The organism is Gimesia sp. (assembly GCF_040219335.1).
Lineage (GTDB): Bacteria > Planctomycetota > Planctomycetia > Planctomycetales > Planctomycetaceae > Gimesia.
In genome coordinates this window covers 25,303-39,938 of sequence record NZ_JAVJSQ010000013.1, presented here as the reverse complement: position 1 = coordinate 39,938, position 14,636 = coordinate 25,303, and the positions used below count along the sequence as shown (strand labels likewise).

Below are 14,636 nucleotides of genomic sequence, written 5' to 3'. Positions count from 1 at the left end.
CCGGGTGGGCCGCGGGGTGGCCAGTTAAAAAAACGGGTTCGAGACCCATAGCTATCATCGGCCAGCCCCCGAGGTGAATGACCCACTCATACCATAGATTGGGAAAACAGATCGCACCTCGTCCCGTGACCCGGTACCATTTATTACACCCGGTTCTACGGACTCAGGCAACGACTTATTTGCTGACAGTGCGACTTGATTTTCATCATACCCGTTAAAAAAAAGTCTAGCTGGCTGGTCTGAAGACCAGCCTAATACCATGCGGAATTCATTACTATGACCTAACCAGACCCAACCTTGAAGATCTCTACTTGAGTAATCCCACTGATGCAGCAGGCCTCTCTGACGCAGGCAGGGCGACCAGCTGACAGTTAACAATACCATCAGCTGGTCACACAGGAAGCATCTTACCGAAGAGCAGCAAAGCATAGCGGCAGTAAAAAATTAGTCAGGACTCGAAGTCGTTTCCTTCGATTTCTCGATTTCAACTGCCAGGCGTTTGGCTTTTGCCAGTGTTGGTTGTGATTTACCGAAAACTGCCTCCGCTTTCTTCACACTGGCCCCTGGACGCCTGAAGAATTGTGCCACCTGAAGTGCATGGTCTTTTGCCCAATACCGACGGGAAGGCTGGCTGATGGCTTTACCTAACGCATCAATACCATGATGCTCTTTCGCATACTTTAATGCTTTACGAATAGTAGGCATTGTCTTCTTGAAATGATCCACAGTTTCTTCCATGGAAGCTTTATTCTCCAGCCTGTATTCCGCGACTTCACGTGCATGTGCGGCTGACCAGCAGGGAGGGCGATCCGGTATGTGAAAGACGTCTTCTGTAAACCATTCGTCTCCCAGTTGTGAATAACGGTGGCGGTCGATGGCAAAGTCGTTCGCGAAGTCTGCGACATCGTCGTCTTCAAAATGATCGCCCAGATTACGCCTGGTACGTCGTCGTCCCTTATTCCTGATCGCCTCAGTTCCAGACTCCTGACTGTCAGAAACGTCAACATCTGGTCTAGCGAGAAGCTGAAGCATCTCCTCCGGATTCGCCAGCGCACCAAGCCGGCACATGCGAACAACAACTTCACCGTTATCATCACAGTAAATTCCTTCAATGTGTTGCGATAAAGCGACGTTCATCGCTGATGCATGATCACCTTCCAGCAATTTAGCGAGACTATCCAGCCTCTCTACTATCGCTACTGGATCTAATGCTTCTTGAGTTTTCGAACTTGCTGATTCCAGTTCAGAAATCCTGTTCTCGATCTCGTATCCTTGTTTAACCGCATCGGCGATATCCTGCTCCAATGCAGATCGGGTTTCGGGAGCCAGATCGGGATTTCCCAGAGAACGTTGCCATCCTTGTCGCAGTCGTTCAAGCTGCTTCAACTCAGACTGCAGGTTACTGATTTTCACAGACAACTCAGGGCAGTCCTGTTCGAACTGCCTCTGAATTAATTTCACTAACTCATTAAATTCAGCTGATTCAATCAATTTCGATTTATGATTCATCAGTCGAGTCCTTTCACTTTCGATTTTAGAGGGGGTGACGGTGATTTACCGTCACCCCTTTCAAGAAAAAATAACTGCAGGTTTTATTGAGGGAACAGCCTGTCCTTCACGAGTTGAATTACGGTTTCGCGCAACCAGGACTCGGGAACCCGACGATCATTGTCGCACGCTCCAGAACGATAACCTGGACAACCGTAGGAAGCATAACTACGAACCTCACCGGCCTTGGTCGTATAAGCAGAACTGGCCGATGAAACCATGGCTCGTCCGCAGGAAGAGCAGACGACCAGTCCAGATAGTGGGTACTTCAGCGCCACTCCGCGGGGGCGGAGCCCAGAATGATCGGCATCCGGATCTGGGGCCGTCACTCTTCGGCGACGTGACTCAATCATCTGCATCGATTGCTGCCATAATTCCTTGGAAATGATGGGTTCGCAGAACTCCGAGTTTACTACCCATTCTTCCTCTGGAATGCTCTGCTTGACTCTTACGTCATCCTCAATCCCTGTACAGTTTTTACCCCAGACCATTTCACCATAATACAGTTCATTGCGAAGTATGCTGGCGACTGTGGCTTCCGTGAAAGGTTTCAGATGACTCGGAATATCCGGATGGCTATTGAGTTTTTTACAGATGCGGACGGGACCAAAGTTTTCCTGTGCAGATAAGGTAAAAATAAACTCGACGATCCACTTCAACTCCGGGATCGGTACCAGAATCCGGTGATCCAATTCTTCAACTCCATGTCGGATCACCATAACATTCTTCAGATAGAATCCGAATGGTGGAGAACTACCGGGCCATTTCCCTTCTCGAATGGCGTCTTTTTTACCGCGTAAGACATTATGTGCTTTAGTTCGACATTCTTCAGACGCACGATAAGCCTCCATGAATGACAAAGCGCGTCCTGACACGCTATTCGGATCTGCAAATTGACTATCTGCTGTTAAGACAAGCGTACCTGCCTTGAGCAACATACGACGAATCTCAGCGTTGTTTTCAGAGCGAGACAGTCGTTCGAAGGTATCAACAAGAACATAATCAGCCCGTAGAACGCCTGACTTTAGCTCCCGAAGCATCTTTTGAAATCCTGGTCGCTTACGAAAGTAACGACCCGAGATGGCATCGTCCCGATACACGGCGACTACCTGCCAGTTCAGCCCCAAACGTTTAAGTGTGTCCGTGATCGTATCGATCTGTTGCTCCGGGCTTCTTGGATTTTGCCTGCTGCTCGACATTCGAGCATAAATGACTACCCGCGGGTTTGGGTTTCTGCCAAATTTTGTTTTTAGCATTGAAACACTCCTGTTTTATTGGACGTTCCGGCACAGAATCGCCTGGCATATGCCTTAAATTCAAATACCGATGATATTTACAGCACCTGTTTCGGCGCTGATCTGAACCGCGTCAGACACACAGTAGGCATGTGCGCATCAGGTTTTTTCAAAGTGATTTAAGTTTGAATCTGGCAGGCAGGCATCGTCTTAAGGCCCTAAAATAAAAGTGGCTACCAGCTGTTTTTCAAATCTTCAAAAATCACTCTTGCCAGCAACTGCAGCATTTTTTTGCGTCGTTTGTCACGAACTAACTGAATTACGATTTGAAGTTGTTTGGGGGGAAGTTTACTGAGAGGACTGAAGTCGCCATCAGCTACCAGATGAGAGATTTGCGTCAACCGCTCCCTGGAAGTTGCCCCACTATACCCCTGACTACACTTACTGTAGCTGGGTTGCATTTCCTTATTTACTTTCTCACGTTCTGCCATTGGCACCTCCTTTTGGAATGAGACCTGTGGTGTTTTGTCACTTTTTTATGGTTCTGAAGTTTTGTCAGCTACCTGCCCCTGATGACTCATGTACGTTCTGGGACAATACCAGCGATGAGATTCTCCTGTTCGCCCTGGTCATCATGTCTGTTGAATCTGGCTTGTTTCATCTTCAGAGTTGAAGCGGGAAAGTGAGGGGTTACCCAGATGTGCAGACAGATTCAGTCAGCATCGCCGCATCGTCACCAGACAGTGAGATCGACGGCAGGAGAGGATGTTGAGCAGTTCCTATAAGCTCAAAGGCTTAAGGCTGGAGACGGGGAATCGGAAACCAGCCAGGATATACAGGATAACTCAACTCCGTTCCTGATTTTCAGGAGTCATCCGAATAACGCAGTGATACAACGACAGCCTGACAGCCTAGTCGATGTATTCTTTCACCGGCATCCGTTACTCGTCCGGACTTTTAGAAGATCGTGTCCGACATCCTATGGTGGGTTGTTGTGACTGAAAGTTTCTGGATAGTGACCTGGCCCCCTTAACCGCGTCCAGAACTTGATATACTAATCAGGATTCTGGCCCAATTGAGGAGGAGGCAACATGCCCACCAAACGTCATTCATCCGAACAGATCATTTCAAAACTCCGGGAAGCGGAGGTCCATCTCGCTCAGGGGATGACGATTCCCCTGATGTGCAAGAAACTGGGAATTCACCAGCAGACATACTACAAGTGGCGTCGTGAATATGGCGGTTTGCGGATGGATCAGGCCAAACGTCTGAAAGAGTTGGAAAAGGAAAATGCCCGGCTCAAAAAACTGCTGGCGGAGTCGGAGCTGGATAAAGCCATTCTGCGGGAAGCCGCCTCGGGAAACTACTGAGCCCGTCGAAACGGAGTAAGGCGGTGAATTTCGTAAGAGATTCCCTGGGACATGATCAGGTCTCGGAACGCCGGGCCTGTCGTGTCCTGGGACAATCCCGTTCCACGCAACGGAGGCAGCCTGTGGTTCCCTCAGATGAACCCCGGCTGGTTCGGGAGATCATTGATCTGGCGAGCCAGTACGGTCGTTATGGTTACCGTCGTGTGACAGAACTGTTGCGACAGCGAGGCTGGAAGGTGAATCACAAGCGAGTGGAACGGCTCTGGCGACAGGAAGGCCTGAAAGTCCCACAAAAACAGCCGAAACGTCGCCGACTGTGGTTCAATGATGGTTCCTGTGTCCGTTTACGTCCCCGGCATCAGGATCATGTCTGGAGCTACGATTTTGTGCATTGCCGGACTCACGACGGCCGGGCCTTCCGGATGCTGACTGTGCTTGATGAATATACCAGGGAGTGCCTGTGTATTGATGTGGAAAGGAGATTGAACAGCGAAAGTGTACTGGAACGCCTCAGTGACCTGTTTGTGCGTCGTGGAGTCCCGGACCATATTCGCAGTGATAATGGTCCCGAGTTCACGGCAGAGCGGGTTCGAGACTGGCTTCGCAGGGTTGAAGTGAAAACCTTGTTCATTGAACCAGGCAGTCCCTGGGAGAATGGTTACATCGAATCCTTCAACGGAAAACTGAGAGATGAATTGCTCAACGGTGAAATCTTCGATACGTTATGGGAAGCCAAAGTGCTGATCGAACGCTGGAGAAGAGATTACAACTCCATCAGGCCGCACAGTTCACTGGGCTACAGAGCCCCGGTACCGGAAGCGAAGCTGTTCTGCTCGCCTGCTTCCGCTCCGCTCCAACAGGCGAGCAGAACAGCCATTGACACAAAAGAACACTGAGTCTTGTGACTGGTGTCATTCGTGGGGGCACGTCAGTCATCGAATTATGGAAAAAGGGCCTTACGTTTTTTGGGGACATCAAGTTATTGCAGGAAAATCTAAAGGTACTGCAGGAGATGTCACTCCATTAGTTTTTTCCCCTTCATCTCAGATACGAAAATCAGTGCTTTCATTTCTGGACCATTCAAATAATTGTCCACTTTCGCCACTCACTCTTAAGACAATCGATCAGAATCGAACGAACGCAAGTTCCGATGACTTTATGCAGTGGTTTCCTGCAGCATGTGAAATTTACGAATGTTTAGACACCGATTTTAAACTAAAGATTGGTGCACTCCGTCAGTGCTTACAAGCTTCCTTTATGGATGACGTAGATCAATACTGGAATAATATAGTTCGTCCGGACACACGTCATCTCAGCTCAATTCATGGTGAAGGTTTACCAATCAATGAATGTTTAAACATACTCAATCTTTTAATAAATGAAGACTCAATAGAGCACACGCTAGATGCATACGATGCTCAATTTGGACATCTTCCGCTGATTGAAGATCTGTCCTTAGGAAGTCTACTTAGACGATGGTGCGACACTACTAAAGAGACGCAGGTATGGGCCGATGTATGGAAATGGGCTAATCAACATCGAATAACATTTCGGAGATATCATGCCTGTAGAGCTTTTGCTGAAAATCCTGAATTGATTCCTAACGATAAAAAAACAGAATTTTGGTCACAATTCGGCCAAATTCTTGACGTAGCAAGAGAACATGAAGAAGAAAATGTGTTGACAAAACTATGGTTGATACATGGATTTCTTACACAACATTTTTTACGTCAATGTGAGCTAAATACACCTCTCCTTACAAATGATCAATTATTGTGTCAATCTTTTTGGGCGGCTTCGGAAGTAACAAATGTTATCGCTGATTACTGTGAAACTGAAGAAATGATAGCAGAGTTACTCAAAGACATTAAACAATTGGCCGTAACAAGTGAACTTATGTGGGAAGTTGCTCGTCCTTGTCGAGAATCTTCGCGAACACGCCACGTAGTGTTACATCATCCGGCCCCATGGACATACGCATTAGCCTTGTCTCTCAAAAAAGTTGAGTCTCTTGGGACTGTGGAATTATCAGGTACACATCAACTACAACTTGCTGTAGTACTCTCCGTAGGTTGTCTTCGATTTGATTCAGTAGAAAATCCTCATAAACCACGTATATGGATATATGACGAACCTGTAAAAGAAATATCCCGGCGCGTCTTAAAACAACTCACAGACAATCAGGCAAGAAATACTCTACAATCAGTTATTGACGCACTGAAAAATACAAAAACAAAGCAGGATGTTACCGAATCCTTAAATGAGATCCTTGAACTTGATACAAATAATCAACAGATTCTAACTAGCTTACTTCACAATATAACATATAGCGAGTCGTTGCCTTCTCAGAGAGTGATTCAACTACTTCAGTCACCAAAATGGTATCGAAGGGTTCTTTCTCAGATGGAGACTAAAGCATTCCGTGAATTCAGCGATTTTCTGGGAGAACATCAGGCTCGGAATCGAGGCATATTAGATACCATTATCCCTTACGCGTATATTGACACTGCGTTAGAAGAAGAGATGACTGAAGTACGTCGGAGAGAATTGGTTGCTTTCGGTATTATGGCTGCTGCTGCAGGCGAAAACCCTATTTTGCTCAGGCGTATTCTAAAAGGTAATTATTCCCAGTTTATAAAAAACGAATATTCGTACTGGCATTCTCAATTACAGAAAGTGTTACAGTCCGCTCCCCCATTCGTTGTGGCCAGGTTACGCGATCTTCTCTCTTCTCTTCACCTGTGAACGTAATGAGTCAGCCCCCCTTATGCGACTTTGTCCGCAACTGTTACGGAGCGACCTGCTTTGCTGAAGCTGTCGGCGGCCTTGGGCATCTGCATGATCGATTTACCTGCCCCCACCGTGAAGAAGACTGGCATCAATACGCGAGTCAGCTGATTGACCAGAAACGCGATTGTGCCAGCCGGCGAGTGCGGGAACTGATCGACCTGGATCTGCAGGAAACACTGACGTTTCGATCTGTTTTGTAGATCTGGATGCTATTAATTAATTATTACTATCAACCCAGACCAATCTGCCAATCGCTGTAAGAGATATGATAACAGCCACTTGTGTAAATATAATGCAATAAAGGTTTATACTATGCTCTCTTCAGAGAACGGGGACAATACCTTAGTGGTGTTTCTACTGGAATTAGCATTTTGGTGGTTTTTATATCAGTCGGTTTCAGGGCCTGAAGGTCAAACTTTTTCTCTTTCTCTGTCAGATGGAAGTTCCTTATTTATTGCTCGATAATTGATAACAGATAAGTAAACAGTCAATGTCCTTGAGCTAAAGATTGCGTGAACTCAAAACAGAACCGCAAATACGTTCGATATCTTTTTCGCCGATTCGCTGATGGCAAGGCACATATAGATATTGCGATGAAATCGCTTCCGCATTCGGGAAATCTGACTTTGTGCCAAAATGTTCTCGAGCAATATTGGAAAACAGGGGGCGACACTCAACACCAGATTTACTGATCTCCTCCAAAGCATGATCGCGTGACTTTTGGTCAGGGTATCTTATCGGAAAGCCATGAGCGACAATATCGTTTGTTGCAACTCCAAAATCGTCTCCCAAGCGGTCTGCCAGCTGCTTGACGACCTGCTTCCGGCTATCAATTATTTCATCAAAATCATCAATATGCGCAGTTGCGTATGCAGCCTGGATGTTTGACATTTTTGCATTAAAGCCCAATCGGGGAAAGCAAAAACGTTCATTTACATTGTCTCCCATGCGTCCATGTGCACGGATTGATCTGCAAAGTTCTGCGATTTCATCATCATTAGTAGCAATCCTTCCTCCTTCTCCAGAGGTAAAGGAATGAGACACATACATGGAAAAAGTTCCTGCCATTCCCATCGTACCTGCGTATCTCCCATCAACCTGACTTCCTAAAGCTTCGCATGCGTCTTCCAGCACAGGCAGAGTTCCCTGGAGCTGGCTCACCCAACGACAGACCTTCCCCATCAGATGGACTGGGTAGAGAATGGCCGGGTTACGTTCTGCCAGGTTCACGACATCCTCCATTAATCCATCAGTTCCTACATCTAGAAATATGGGATTCAGGCCCGCATGCCTTATAGCATTAGCCTGTGCGATGAATGTCAGGGATGGCACAATGACATTGTTGAGCCCTGTTTTTAATGCGATGGCGGATAAGGCAACTGCATCTGCTAACGTGCCATTACAAACTGCAATTGCGTGTTTCACATTCAGTTTTACAGCAAATTTATGTTCAAGTTCCTCCACAAATCTACCACTGGCAATTCTGCCTGTACGTGACGCTTCCAGCAGGTTCTGATCTGCCTGTCTGTTGTAACTGACACATCCCAACGAAACCTGAATCTGAGATGTCTGGGTTTCATATCTCCCCCCCACGTAACTCGTTCTGGATGTTAGATCATAAATTGTGCAATTCTTTTTCAGATACCAGATGATAAATAAGCTGTTTACAACAGCCTCTATCCCTTTTTCTGGATTCTGGATCAGAAATTCCGCTGATTTCATTTTCTCGAAGCTGAACTCGATAAACCGGTAGACCCATACCATGAACTGATAAAATGTTGCTTTCCGCATAATCAAGGTTTCAGCAGTGAAGCTTTTTTTCAATTCAAAATAATCTCCCGGAATCTCTTCCTGCAGATCAGCAAACATACTCAAAATATATGAGTTGATGCCGGGATGCGTTGATTCGGACTGAGAGGCTATCCCTAAATTGGAGTTGATTCTGGATCCGGAGAGGATTTCGTTTTTTTCGAGTAACGCTTCAATTTCGAATTCCTCAGGGAAAAGATCTTCAGGAGTTTCTTGCAGACTCCCTGCAAAATACCCGATCCAATCATTTTGATCGTGGGGTGAGCTTCTCCATAAATACAGTAATTCCGCGAAATGAGGTATCTGCCTGTGTATTTCGGGCTTTTGGAGTTCCGGACAGAATGTAGTTGTAGCAGCATTGAAACCCGACTCTAAATCTAAGCCCGAAAACATCGAAGGATCAAATCTATGGACTGGCTGCAAACAAGACTGATAGATCCCTGAGTTAGTGTTACGAGTCGATTCCAGTGTGGTATTGTAGTTCAATTTGAGTTTGGTTTTGCAGTCACTTCGGTTGCTCGTGAATAGAGTCTTACTGCATATTTCGCTCGGAAACCAGGAAACGAATTTTCCCCCACCAATCGGTAACCAGGCGGAACCGGAACTCTCCAACGATAAGAGTCAGCATCAAAAGCCCAGATCCAGGGATCCCTCCGTTGAGCAATTTCCTGTGATCGTAAATATTCATCTTCCCGCATGGCAGCAGCTCCGTGTGTAAAGGGATAGTCTTCACCCGGATGAAATGTGAAAATATCTCCGCGTTCTCTGGCATGGGCGATCACAGATACATAAATCGCAGGATCACACACCAGAAGCAGTTCCCCTGGTTTCCGCCGTTCTTCAATACTCGCCATGGCGCCCTGAATGGCAGGCAGTTTGAAATCTGCTTCACGATTGAGCCATTGTTCATAAGCCAGAAAACCGGTCCCTGCGATGCAGATTCCATACAGGCAGAATTGAATCGGTTTCAAGCTGATACGACTGATTAATACAGCCAGCGCAGCAAAAAGAAAGATCTGATTGAACATGAAATAGCGATCATTGAAGATATTTCGTGAAAAGATGGACACGAGAATTCCAGCTACAAACGGGAAACCGGCTATCAGAGCTAGAAAATAGTCCCCCGGACGACGCCCGAATGCCAGCAACAATAGAATCAATACCATGATCTGACCTGCAATCAGACCAATGACCGGGGTCATATCCATTGCCTGATCAAAGCCAAACATATCAAAGAGCGTCGCTCCCGCTGTCTGCCAACTGAATGGTTTCGTCCAGAAACCCTCGACAACAAGTTGTCTCTGATGGAGAAACGAAGGCAGCCAGGGCAGCCAGGCGAGAAGAGTGCCTGTCGCTGAGATCAAAAGCGGCATCAGTCGGGAGCCCGCTTGTAACAAACTCGCAGCACGGTGATGTAGCAACAGATAACCGGCTGCAAAGAGATATTGCGCTGTGACTACGAACAGCCCGAAATTATGTGTGTAAACCAGGGCGATCGCCGTCATTGTGAAAAAATACCAGTCACGTTTGCGTGAGGGTTCTCGTCGCAGGACCTTGAGCAGAAACCAGCTTGAAAAAGCAGCCAGAGCAGTACCTGCCGCGTACATCCGCACCTGATATGACCATAATATGTGGAGTGGGCTTAACGCGACCAGAGCAGCGGCTACGACGGCAGCCGAATTCACGGAGGAGCTACAGTTTCCTGTTTGTGGGTCGCGATATGCTTCTTTTACTACCAGAAAAATCCCAATGATGGACAAGATACCCGGGATGAAACTGGCCAGCCTGGTGGCCAAGGTCGATGAGCCAAACAGCATCATCCAGTACTTCAGGATGAAGTAAAATAATGGTGGATGCGGATCTTCCTTTGCATGGACCCACAAATCGGAAATGGGGAACTCTGCCATTTTGAGACAGAAGCTTTCATCAAACCAGAAACTCATGTCTGAAATTCGATGCACTCTGAAAATCATAGCAATCAATAGAACAACCAGTAACATCCCGACCGCAGGAGTTAGTCTGTATTTTGTTCTATCAGTATTGGAAGTTAGCTCTGATTGCATTAATTTTTCCCACACCTGATTCTTTCCCGGATAAGGAATTTACCTGTCAGAAGTAGTTCGAATGTTTTAATATTTATACTCCGCTGCACTTATTCTTTTACTTCAAACTACTAAATTTGGTGTCGTTCTTAACATCAGCGTCCCGCTTCCCTTATTGGAGAAGTGGCGTTTGCTGAGCCTGCGGTTTATCTTCACGAACATATAACCGCAAAATGAGATCTGCATAAAATTCAGGAAAATGCATTTCCCCTGCCTTTCTCCAGCCAGTCGGTACATGAACTTCCCAGGTACCATTGAACCAGCGTTGAGCATCCAGAGTCCAGAATGCGTTACTGTTCTCACCAAGATATTCAGCGGGTGCAAGATATTCATTTTCTCGAATGACCGCTGTCCCCTGAAAAAAGGGATACCTGTCCGGCGAACCATCTACAAAAATTGTGTGCCTGTTTCGGGAATATGCATCAGCAGAAGTAAATAACATGGGGTTACAACAGATCAATTTTTCATCCGCCCCCCGAGACTGTTCAAAACGGGCAATTGCCGTTTCCATACCAGGTAAAACAGCATGTTTTTGCCTGACTTCATAATGCTTCCAGGCGAGGAATCCCATACCTGATATGACGAGAACAGTCATACTCAACCGGAGAGGTTTCACTGGGAGACGAGAGAGCAGAACAGCTATGGCAATTAACATAAAAATATGTGCGAATTGCAAATAGCGATATGCAAATACACTGCGAGATATTTTTGAAATGATGACAACAATCAAAATGGGGACACTTGCTGCTAGCGCAATATAAATATCAGCCGGACGACGTCCCATGACCAGGATCACCAGGAAGACAAAGCAGATTTCTGCAGCAAGTAAACCTTTCTGTGGCGAATTGCTCAACCATAAATTCAAATCGAACAGCAGGGCGATTTGTGAACCAAAGCGATCCCACGTAAGGGGACTACTCCAGAAAGTCTGATTTACATGTGATCGCTGGTACAAAAATTGTGGAATCCAGGGAGACCAGACAAACCAGATTGCGAAGGCAGAAAGAACCAGAGGCCATATATGGTTTAGTCGATGTGTCCACTTTTTTTCTGTGGAATTCAATAGCAGATATCCAAGTGCAAACCCGAATTCGACGGTCAGCGTAAACAGTCCAAAATAGTGGGTGTAAATCAGTAAGATTCCTGTCAGAGTAAACAAGCCCCAGTCACGTGCGCTCCTTTCAGGACGCTTGAGTGCACGAAAAAGAAACAAGCTCGACAGTACAGCCAATGTGGTCCCCAGAGAATACATGCGAATACGTTGAGACCAGGTGATATGCAGTGGGCAGAGCGCCGCCAGTAAAGCTGCGGTAATAGCGATGAATCGTGCCTGTTTTTCTGAACTGGCATCTCCTCGTTTACGGTACGCCTCATAGGCCAGGAAATAGACCCCTAATACCGTAATTGTTCCCAGTGCGACGCTCAACATGCGTGTTGAAAACAGGGAATTACCGAATAACCCTATCCAGGCTTTCAGGATGATATAGAACATAGGTGGGCCGGTATCTTCAGGGATCCGTTCCATCATTTCCTGAAAGGGGAACTGGACCATTTGCAGGCTGAAACTCTCGTCAAACAGATAGCCTACCTCTGACAGGTTTTGGCCCCTGAGAAAAACAGTCAATACCACGATCGGGATCAGCCACCAGAGTTTCGAATATGCTCTTGTGGAAGTCGTGTTTTGGAGAGTGGATTCTGGAAAGTCCATAGCAAGGAATCTTGATAACGTTCTATAGATTGAGCGGTTCTACTTTTTTTGAGAACGTTTTATTAGTTCAATCAGCTACATTCCCGTGATTATGAATCGAGTTCTCATCCGGTATTTGGTGCAATTCACAAACTATTCGAAATCCGACAAAGGGGCTGGCCTTCCAGGGAGGCATCATGGAATAATCGATGCGACAGGTTTCACCGGTAAAGCGCCAGTCAGACCCGCGGACCACTTTAATAAATCCCTGTGCTGGGCCCCGGGGATTTTCTCGGGGAGAGCGATGATAATAGTCGCGATCAAACCAGTCGGAACACCATTCCCAGACATTGCCTCGCATATCATAAATTCCCATTGAATTTGCCGGATAATGGCCGACGGATGTCACAGGCAGTGCCGGTCTGATCCCACCTGCATAACCAGTGTCACCTGAGTTCTTTCGGTATCTGCCCCAATCAAATGGTTCATCTGATCCAGCCTTGCAGGCATATTCCCATTCCGCCTCAGTGGGTAGCCGATATGTGCGCCCCTGCATCTGCTCTGTTGAAAGATTCGAGAGTTGTCTGCAAAACTCTTGTGCTTCATACCAGGTCACTCGTTCAACAGGTTTTTTCCCGGCATCACCTTCCGTGGAATCTTCGGATAGATGATAACTCGGATTGTTACCCGTGATTCGTAAATACTGTTCCTGGGTCACTTCATACTGACCTAGCAGATAATCTTCTGTAATAGTGACTGAGTGAGCGGGAGTTTCTGGAGGAGGATTATGATTATTCCCTGAGTCCGCTATCCCCATGGTGAAAGTACCTGCAGGGACAAGGACAAACTGCATTCCAATACTATTAGTCAATGAAGTAGTTTTTTTTGTGGATTGATTTTTATGCTGCTCTGACTCATCACTCAAAGCAGCCTCGTCGTTAAAATTCTCAGTGGCAAGCTGGTGATCAAAATCATTGGAGCTCAGTAATTCTGAAGGGGTTTCCCTGGAATGAATTGCATGCCAGAGCCCCGGATCTATTTGATTTGATAAAAAACGACTGGTGCCATCCAGAAACAGAACGTTTGCTCCTTCAGTGTGAAGACTGCGTGCGGTAGCGTTGGTGTTACTATCAAGATAGGAGACGCAGGGCATTCCTTCTTTTTTTAAAGTCTCTGTCCCAACGGTATCGTGCAGGCGCGCACACCCGAGAATATCATCAGATCGCGGCCATTGATTATTGGGGCCATAATCATCTCCGTTCACACCATGTGCCCACGTGACGCTACTCCCGATCTGACCGAACGCCCAGACTCCTCGTGGGTCGACGGGGTGAATCCCAGCACGCACTTCATCAAAGACCACTAGAGACGAACTTCCATTTGCAAAATCTTTCTGTCGAAATGAAATATTAAATCCGGCAACGCCATTTCCCCAGTATTGAAACTCTCTGTTTTCCCGGTCGATTTTCAACTGCGCTCCGTCTCCTGACGGAATTGTGGTTGATCCTGGCACCAGCCGCATATTATGAGATCCGCCATTGATGGCATAATTCCCTCGCGCAAAAGAGATCGATTGTCCTGGTGTCGGTTCAAAAATATGCGGGTTCTCAGCCTGATTAAAAGAATCACCCGGACAGGTCATCACTGAGAGGAATGTCGTGCGAACTGCAGCATTTTGTTCGATGCTGACGGGCTGGCGATAATCCATTTTTTCTGCCAGGTGTTCCTCCCCCACAAAAGGCAACAGCATCAAAGCCCAGTTAGCATGCGTGAACAGATCAGGACGCGTACTCATATTCAGAGAGAGCGAATGCATCGCTTGCGTGCTCCAGATCGCAGCAGGAGGCAGACATTGATACGTGGTTTGATATGCCGCGAGTCCTGTGCCGAGACGTCTCAGATTCGACTGACAATGCAGCAGACGAGATGATTCGCGAGAATAGATCACAAGAGGCGAAATAATGGCTATCAACAGGATCGCCACACAAGATACAACGATGATCTCACGTTTGGTGATTCCCCGTCGTGAATACTGATTTGTAACGCAGTTTTGTCCTCTATACATTGCGAGTCCTTGAGCTCTTTCTGTTTTCCA

At 46.7% G+C, this 14,636-nt stretch carries 10 protein-coding genes; 3 read left to right on the top strand and 7 right to left on the bottom strand.

The window, feature by feature from the left end; translation table 11 throughout:
- Positions 1-444 precede the first annotated feature (444 nt).
- From RID21_RS11585 to RID21_RS11575, 3 genes are all read right to left on the bottom strand, one after another.
- The gene (locus RID21_RS11585; RefSeq protein ID WP_350189037.1) at positions 445-1,509 is read right to left on the bottom strand and encodes a hypothetical protein; all 1,065 of its coding nucleotides are present in this window, start codon (positions 1,507-1,509) and stop codon (positions 445-447) included.
- Between the two features lie 83 nt (positions 1,510-1,592).
- Positions 1,593-2,804, bottom strand: coding sequence for a recombinase family protein (locus RID21_RS11580; protein WP_350189035.1), 1,212 nt, complete (start codon positions 2,802-2,804; stop codon positions 1,593-1,595).
- 212 nt (positions 2,805-3,016) lie between these two features.
- On the bottom strand, positions 3,017-3,274 hold the full coding sequence (locus RID21_RS11575; RefSeq protein WP_350189033.1) for a hypothetical protein: 258 nt from the start codon (positions 3,272-3,274) through the stop codon (positions 3,017-3,019).
- Positions 3,275-3,874: 600 nt separating this feature from the next.
- Here RID21_RS11575 and RID21_RS11570 point away from each other — a divergent pair.
- The 3 genes from RID21_RS11570 (at position 3,875) to RID21_RS11560 (ending at position 7,143) form a co-directional block, all read left to right on the top strand.
- Positions 3,875-5,049, top strand: a protein-coding gene (locus RID21_RS11570; RefSeq protein WP_350189031.1) for an IS3 family transposase whose coding sequence is annotated in 2 segments (ribosomal slippage) — positions 3,875-4,139 and positions 4,139-5,049 — 1,176 coding nt in all. Because the reading frame shifts where the segments join, the coding sequence is not laid out codon by codon here.
- Between the two features lie 46 nt (positions 5,050-5,095).
- The gene (locus tag RID21_RS11565) at positions 5,096-6,898 is read left to right on the top strand and encodes a hypothetical protein (RefSeq protein ID WP_350189029.1); all 1,803 of its coding nucleotides are present in this window, start codon (positions 5,096-5,098) and stop codon (positions 6,896-6,898) included.
- Between the two features lie 5 nt (positions 6,899-6,903).
- Positions 6,904-7,143 carry a hypothetical protein gene (locus RID21_RS11560; protein ID WP_145441612.1) on the top strand — a complete coding sequence of 80 codons (240 nt, stop codon included), beginning with the start codon at positions 6,904-6,906 and terminating at the stop codon, positions 7,141-7,143.
- 301 nt (positions 7,144-7,444) lie between these two features.
- On the opposite strand, the gene RID21_RS11555 is transcribed toward RID21_RS11560, so the two are convergent.
- The 4 genes from RID21_RS11555 to RID21_RS11540 all read right to left on the bottom strand — a co-directional run bounded on the left by RID21_RS11555 (position 7,445) and on the right by RID21_RS11540 (position 14,606).
- Entirely contained in the window at positions 7,445-9,145 is a 1,701-nt protein-coding gene (locus RID21_RS11555) for a DegT/DnrJ/EryC1/StrS family aminotransferase (protein ID WP_145441611.1), read from the bottom strand.
- A gap of 89 nt (positions 9,146-9,234) precedes the next feature.
- Complete coding sequence (locus RID21_RS11550) at positions 9,235-10,695, bottom strand: glycosyltransferase family 39 protein (RefSeq protein WP_194242523.1); 1,461 nt, start codon at positions 10,693-10,695, stop codon at positions 9,235-9,237.
- Between the two features lie 271 nt (positions 10,696-10,966).
- Positions 10,967-12,562, bottom strand: coding sequence for a glycosyltransferase family 39 protein (locus tag RID21_RS11545; RefSeq protein ID WP_145441609.1), 1,596 nt, complete (start codon positions 12,560-12,562; stop codon positions 10,967-10,969).
- Between the two features lie 67 nt (positions 12,563-12,629).
- Positions 12,630-14,606 carry a formylglycine-generating enzyme family protein gene (locus tag RID21_RS11540; protein WP_145441608.1) on the bottom strand — a complete coding sequence of 659 codons (1,977 nt, stop codon included), beginning with the start codon at positions 14,604-14,606 and terminating at the stop codon, positions 12,630-12,632.
- Positions 14,607-14,636: the final 30 nt, after the last annotated feature.

What these genes read in the sequence shown, in the direction of transcription:
- RID21_RS11585 (WP_350189037.1), bottom strand. Translation starts at nt 1,509, where the DNA reads ATGAATCATAAATCGAAATTGATTGAATCAGCTGAATTTAATGAGTTA.
- RID21_RS11580 (WP_350189035.1), bottom strand. Translation starts at nt 2,804, where the DNA reads ATGCTAAAAACAAAATTTGGCAGAAACCCAAACCCGCGGGTAGTCATT.
- RID21_RS11575 (WP_350189033.1), bottom strand. Translation starts at nt 3,274, where the DNA reads ATGGCAGAACGTGAGAAAGTAAATAAGGAAATGCAACCCAGCTACAGT.
- RID21_RS11565 (WP_350189029.1), top strand. Translation starts at nt 5,096, where the DNA reads ATGGAAAAAGGGCCTTACGTTTTTTGGGGACATCAAGTTATTGCAGGA.
- RID21_RS11560 (WP_145441612.1), top strand. Translation starts at nt 6,904, where the DNA reads ATGAGTCAGCCCCCCTTATGCGACTTTGTCCGCAACTGTTACGGAGCG.
- RID21_RS11555 (WP_145441611.1), bottom strand. Translation starts at nt 9,145, where the DNA reads ATGTTTTCGGGCTTAGATTTAGAGTCGGGTTTCAATGCTGCTACAACT.
- RID21_RS11550 (WP_194242523.1), bottom strand. Translation starts at nt 10,695, where the DNA reads ATGAGTTTCTGGTTTGATGAAAGCTTCTGTCTCAAAATGGCAGAGTTC.
- RID21_RS11545 (WP_145441609.1), bottom strand. Translation starts at nt 12,562, where the DNA reads ATGGACTTTCCAGAATCCACTCTCCAAAACACGACTTCCACAAGAGCA.
- RID21_RS11540 (WP_145441608.1), bottom strand. Translation starts at nt 14,606, where the DNA reads ATGTATAGAGGACAAAACTGCGTTACAAATCAGTATTCACGACGGGGA.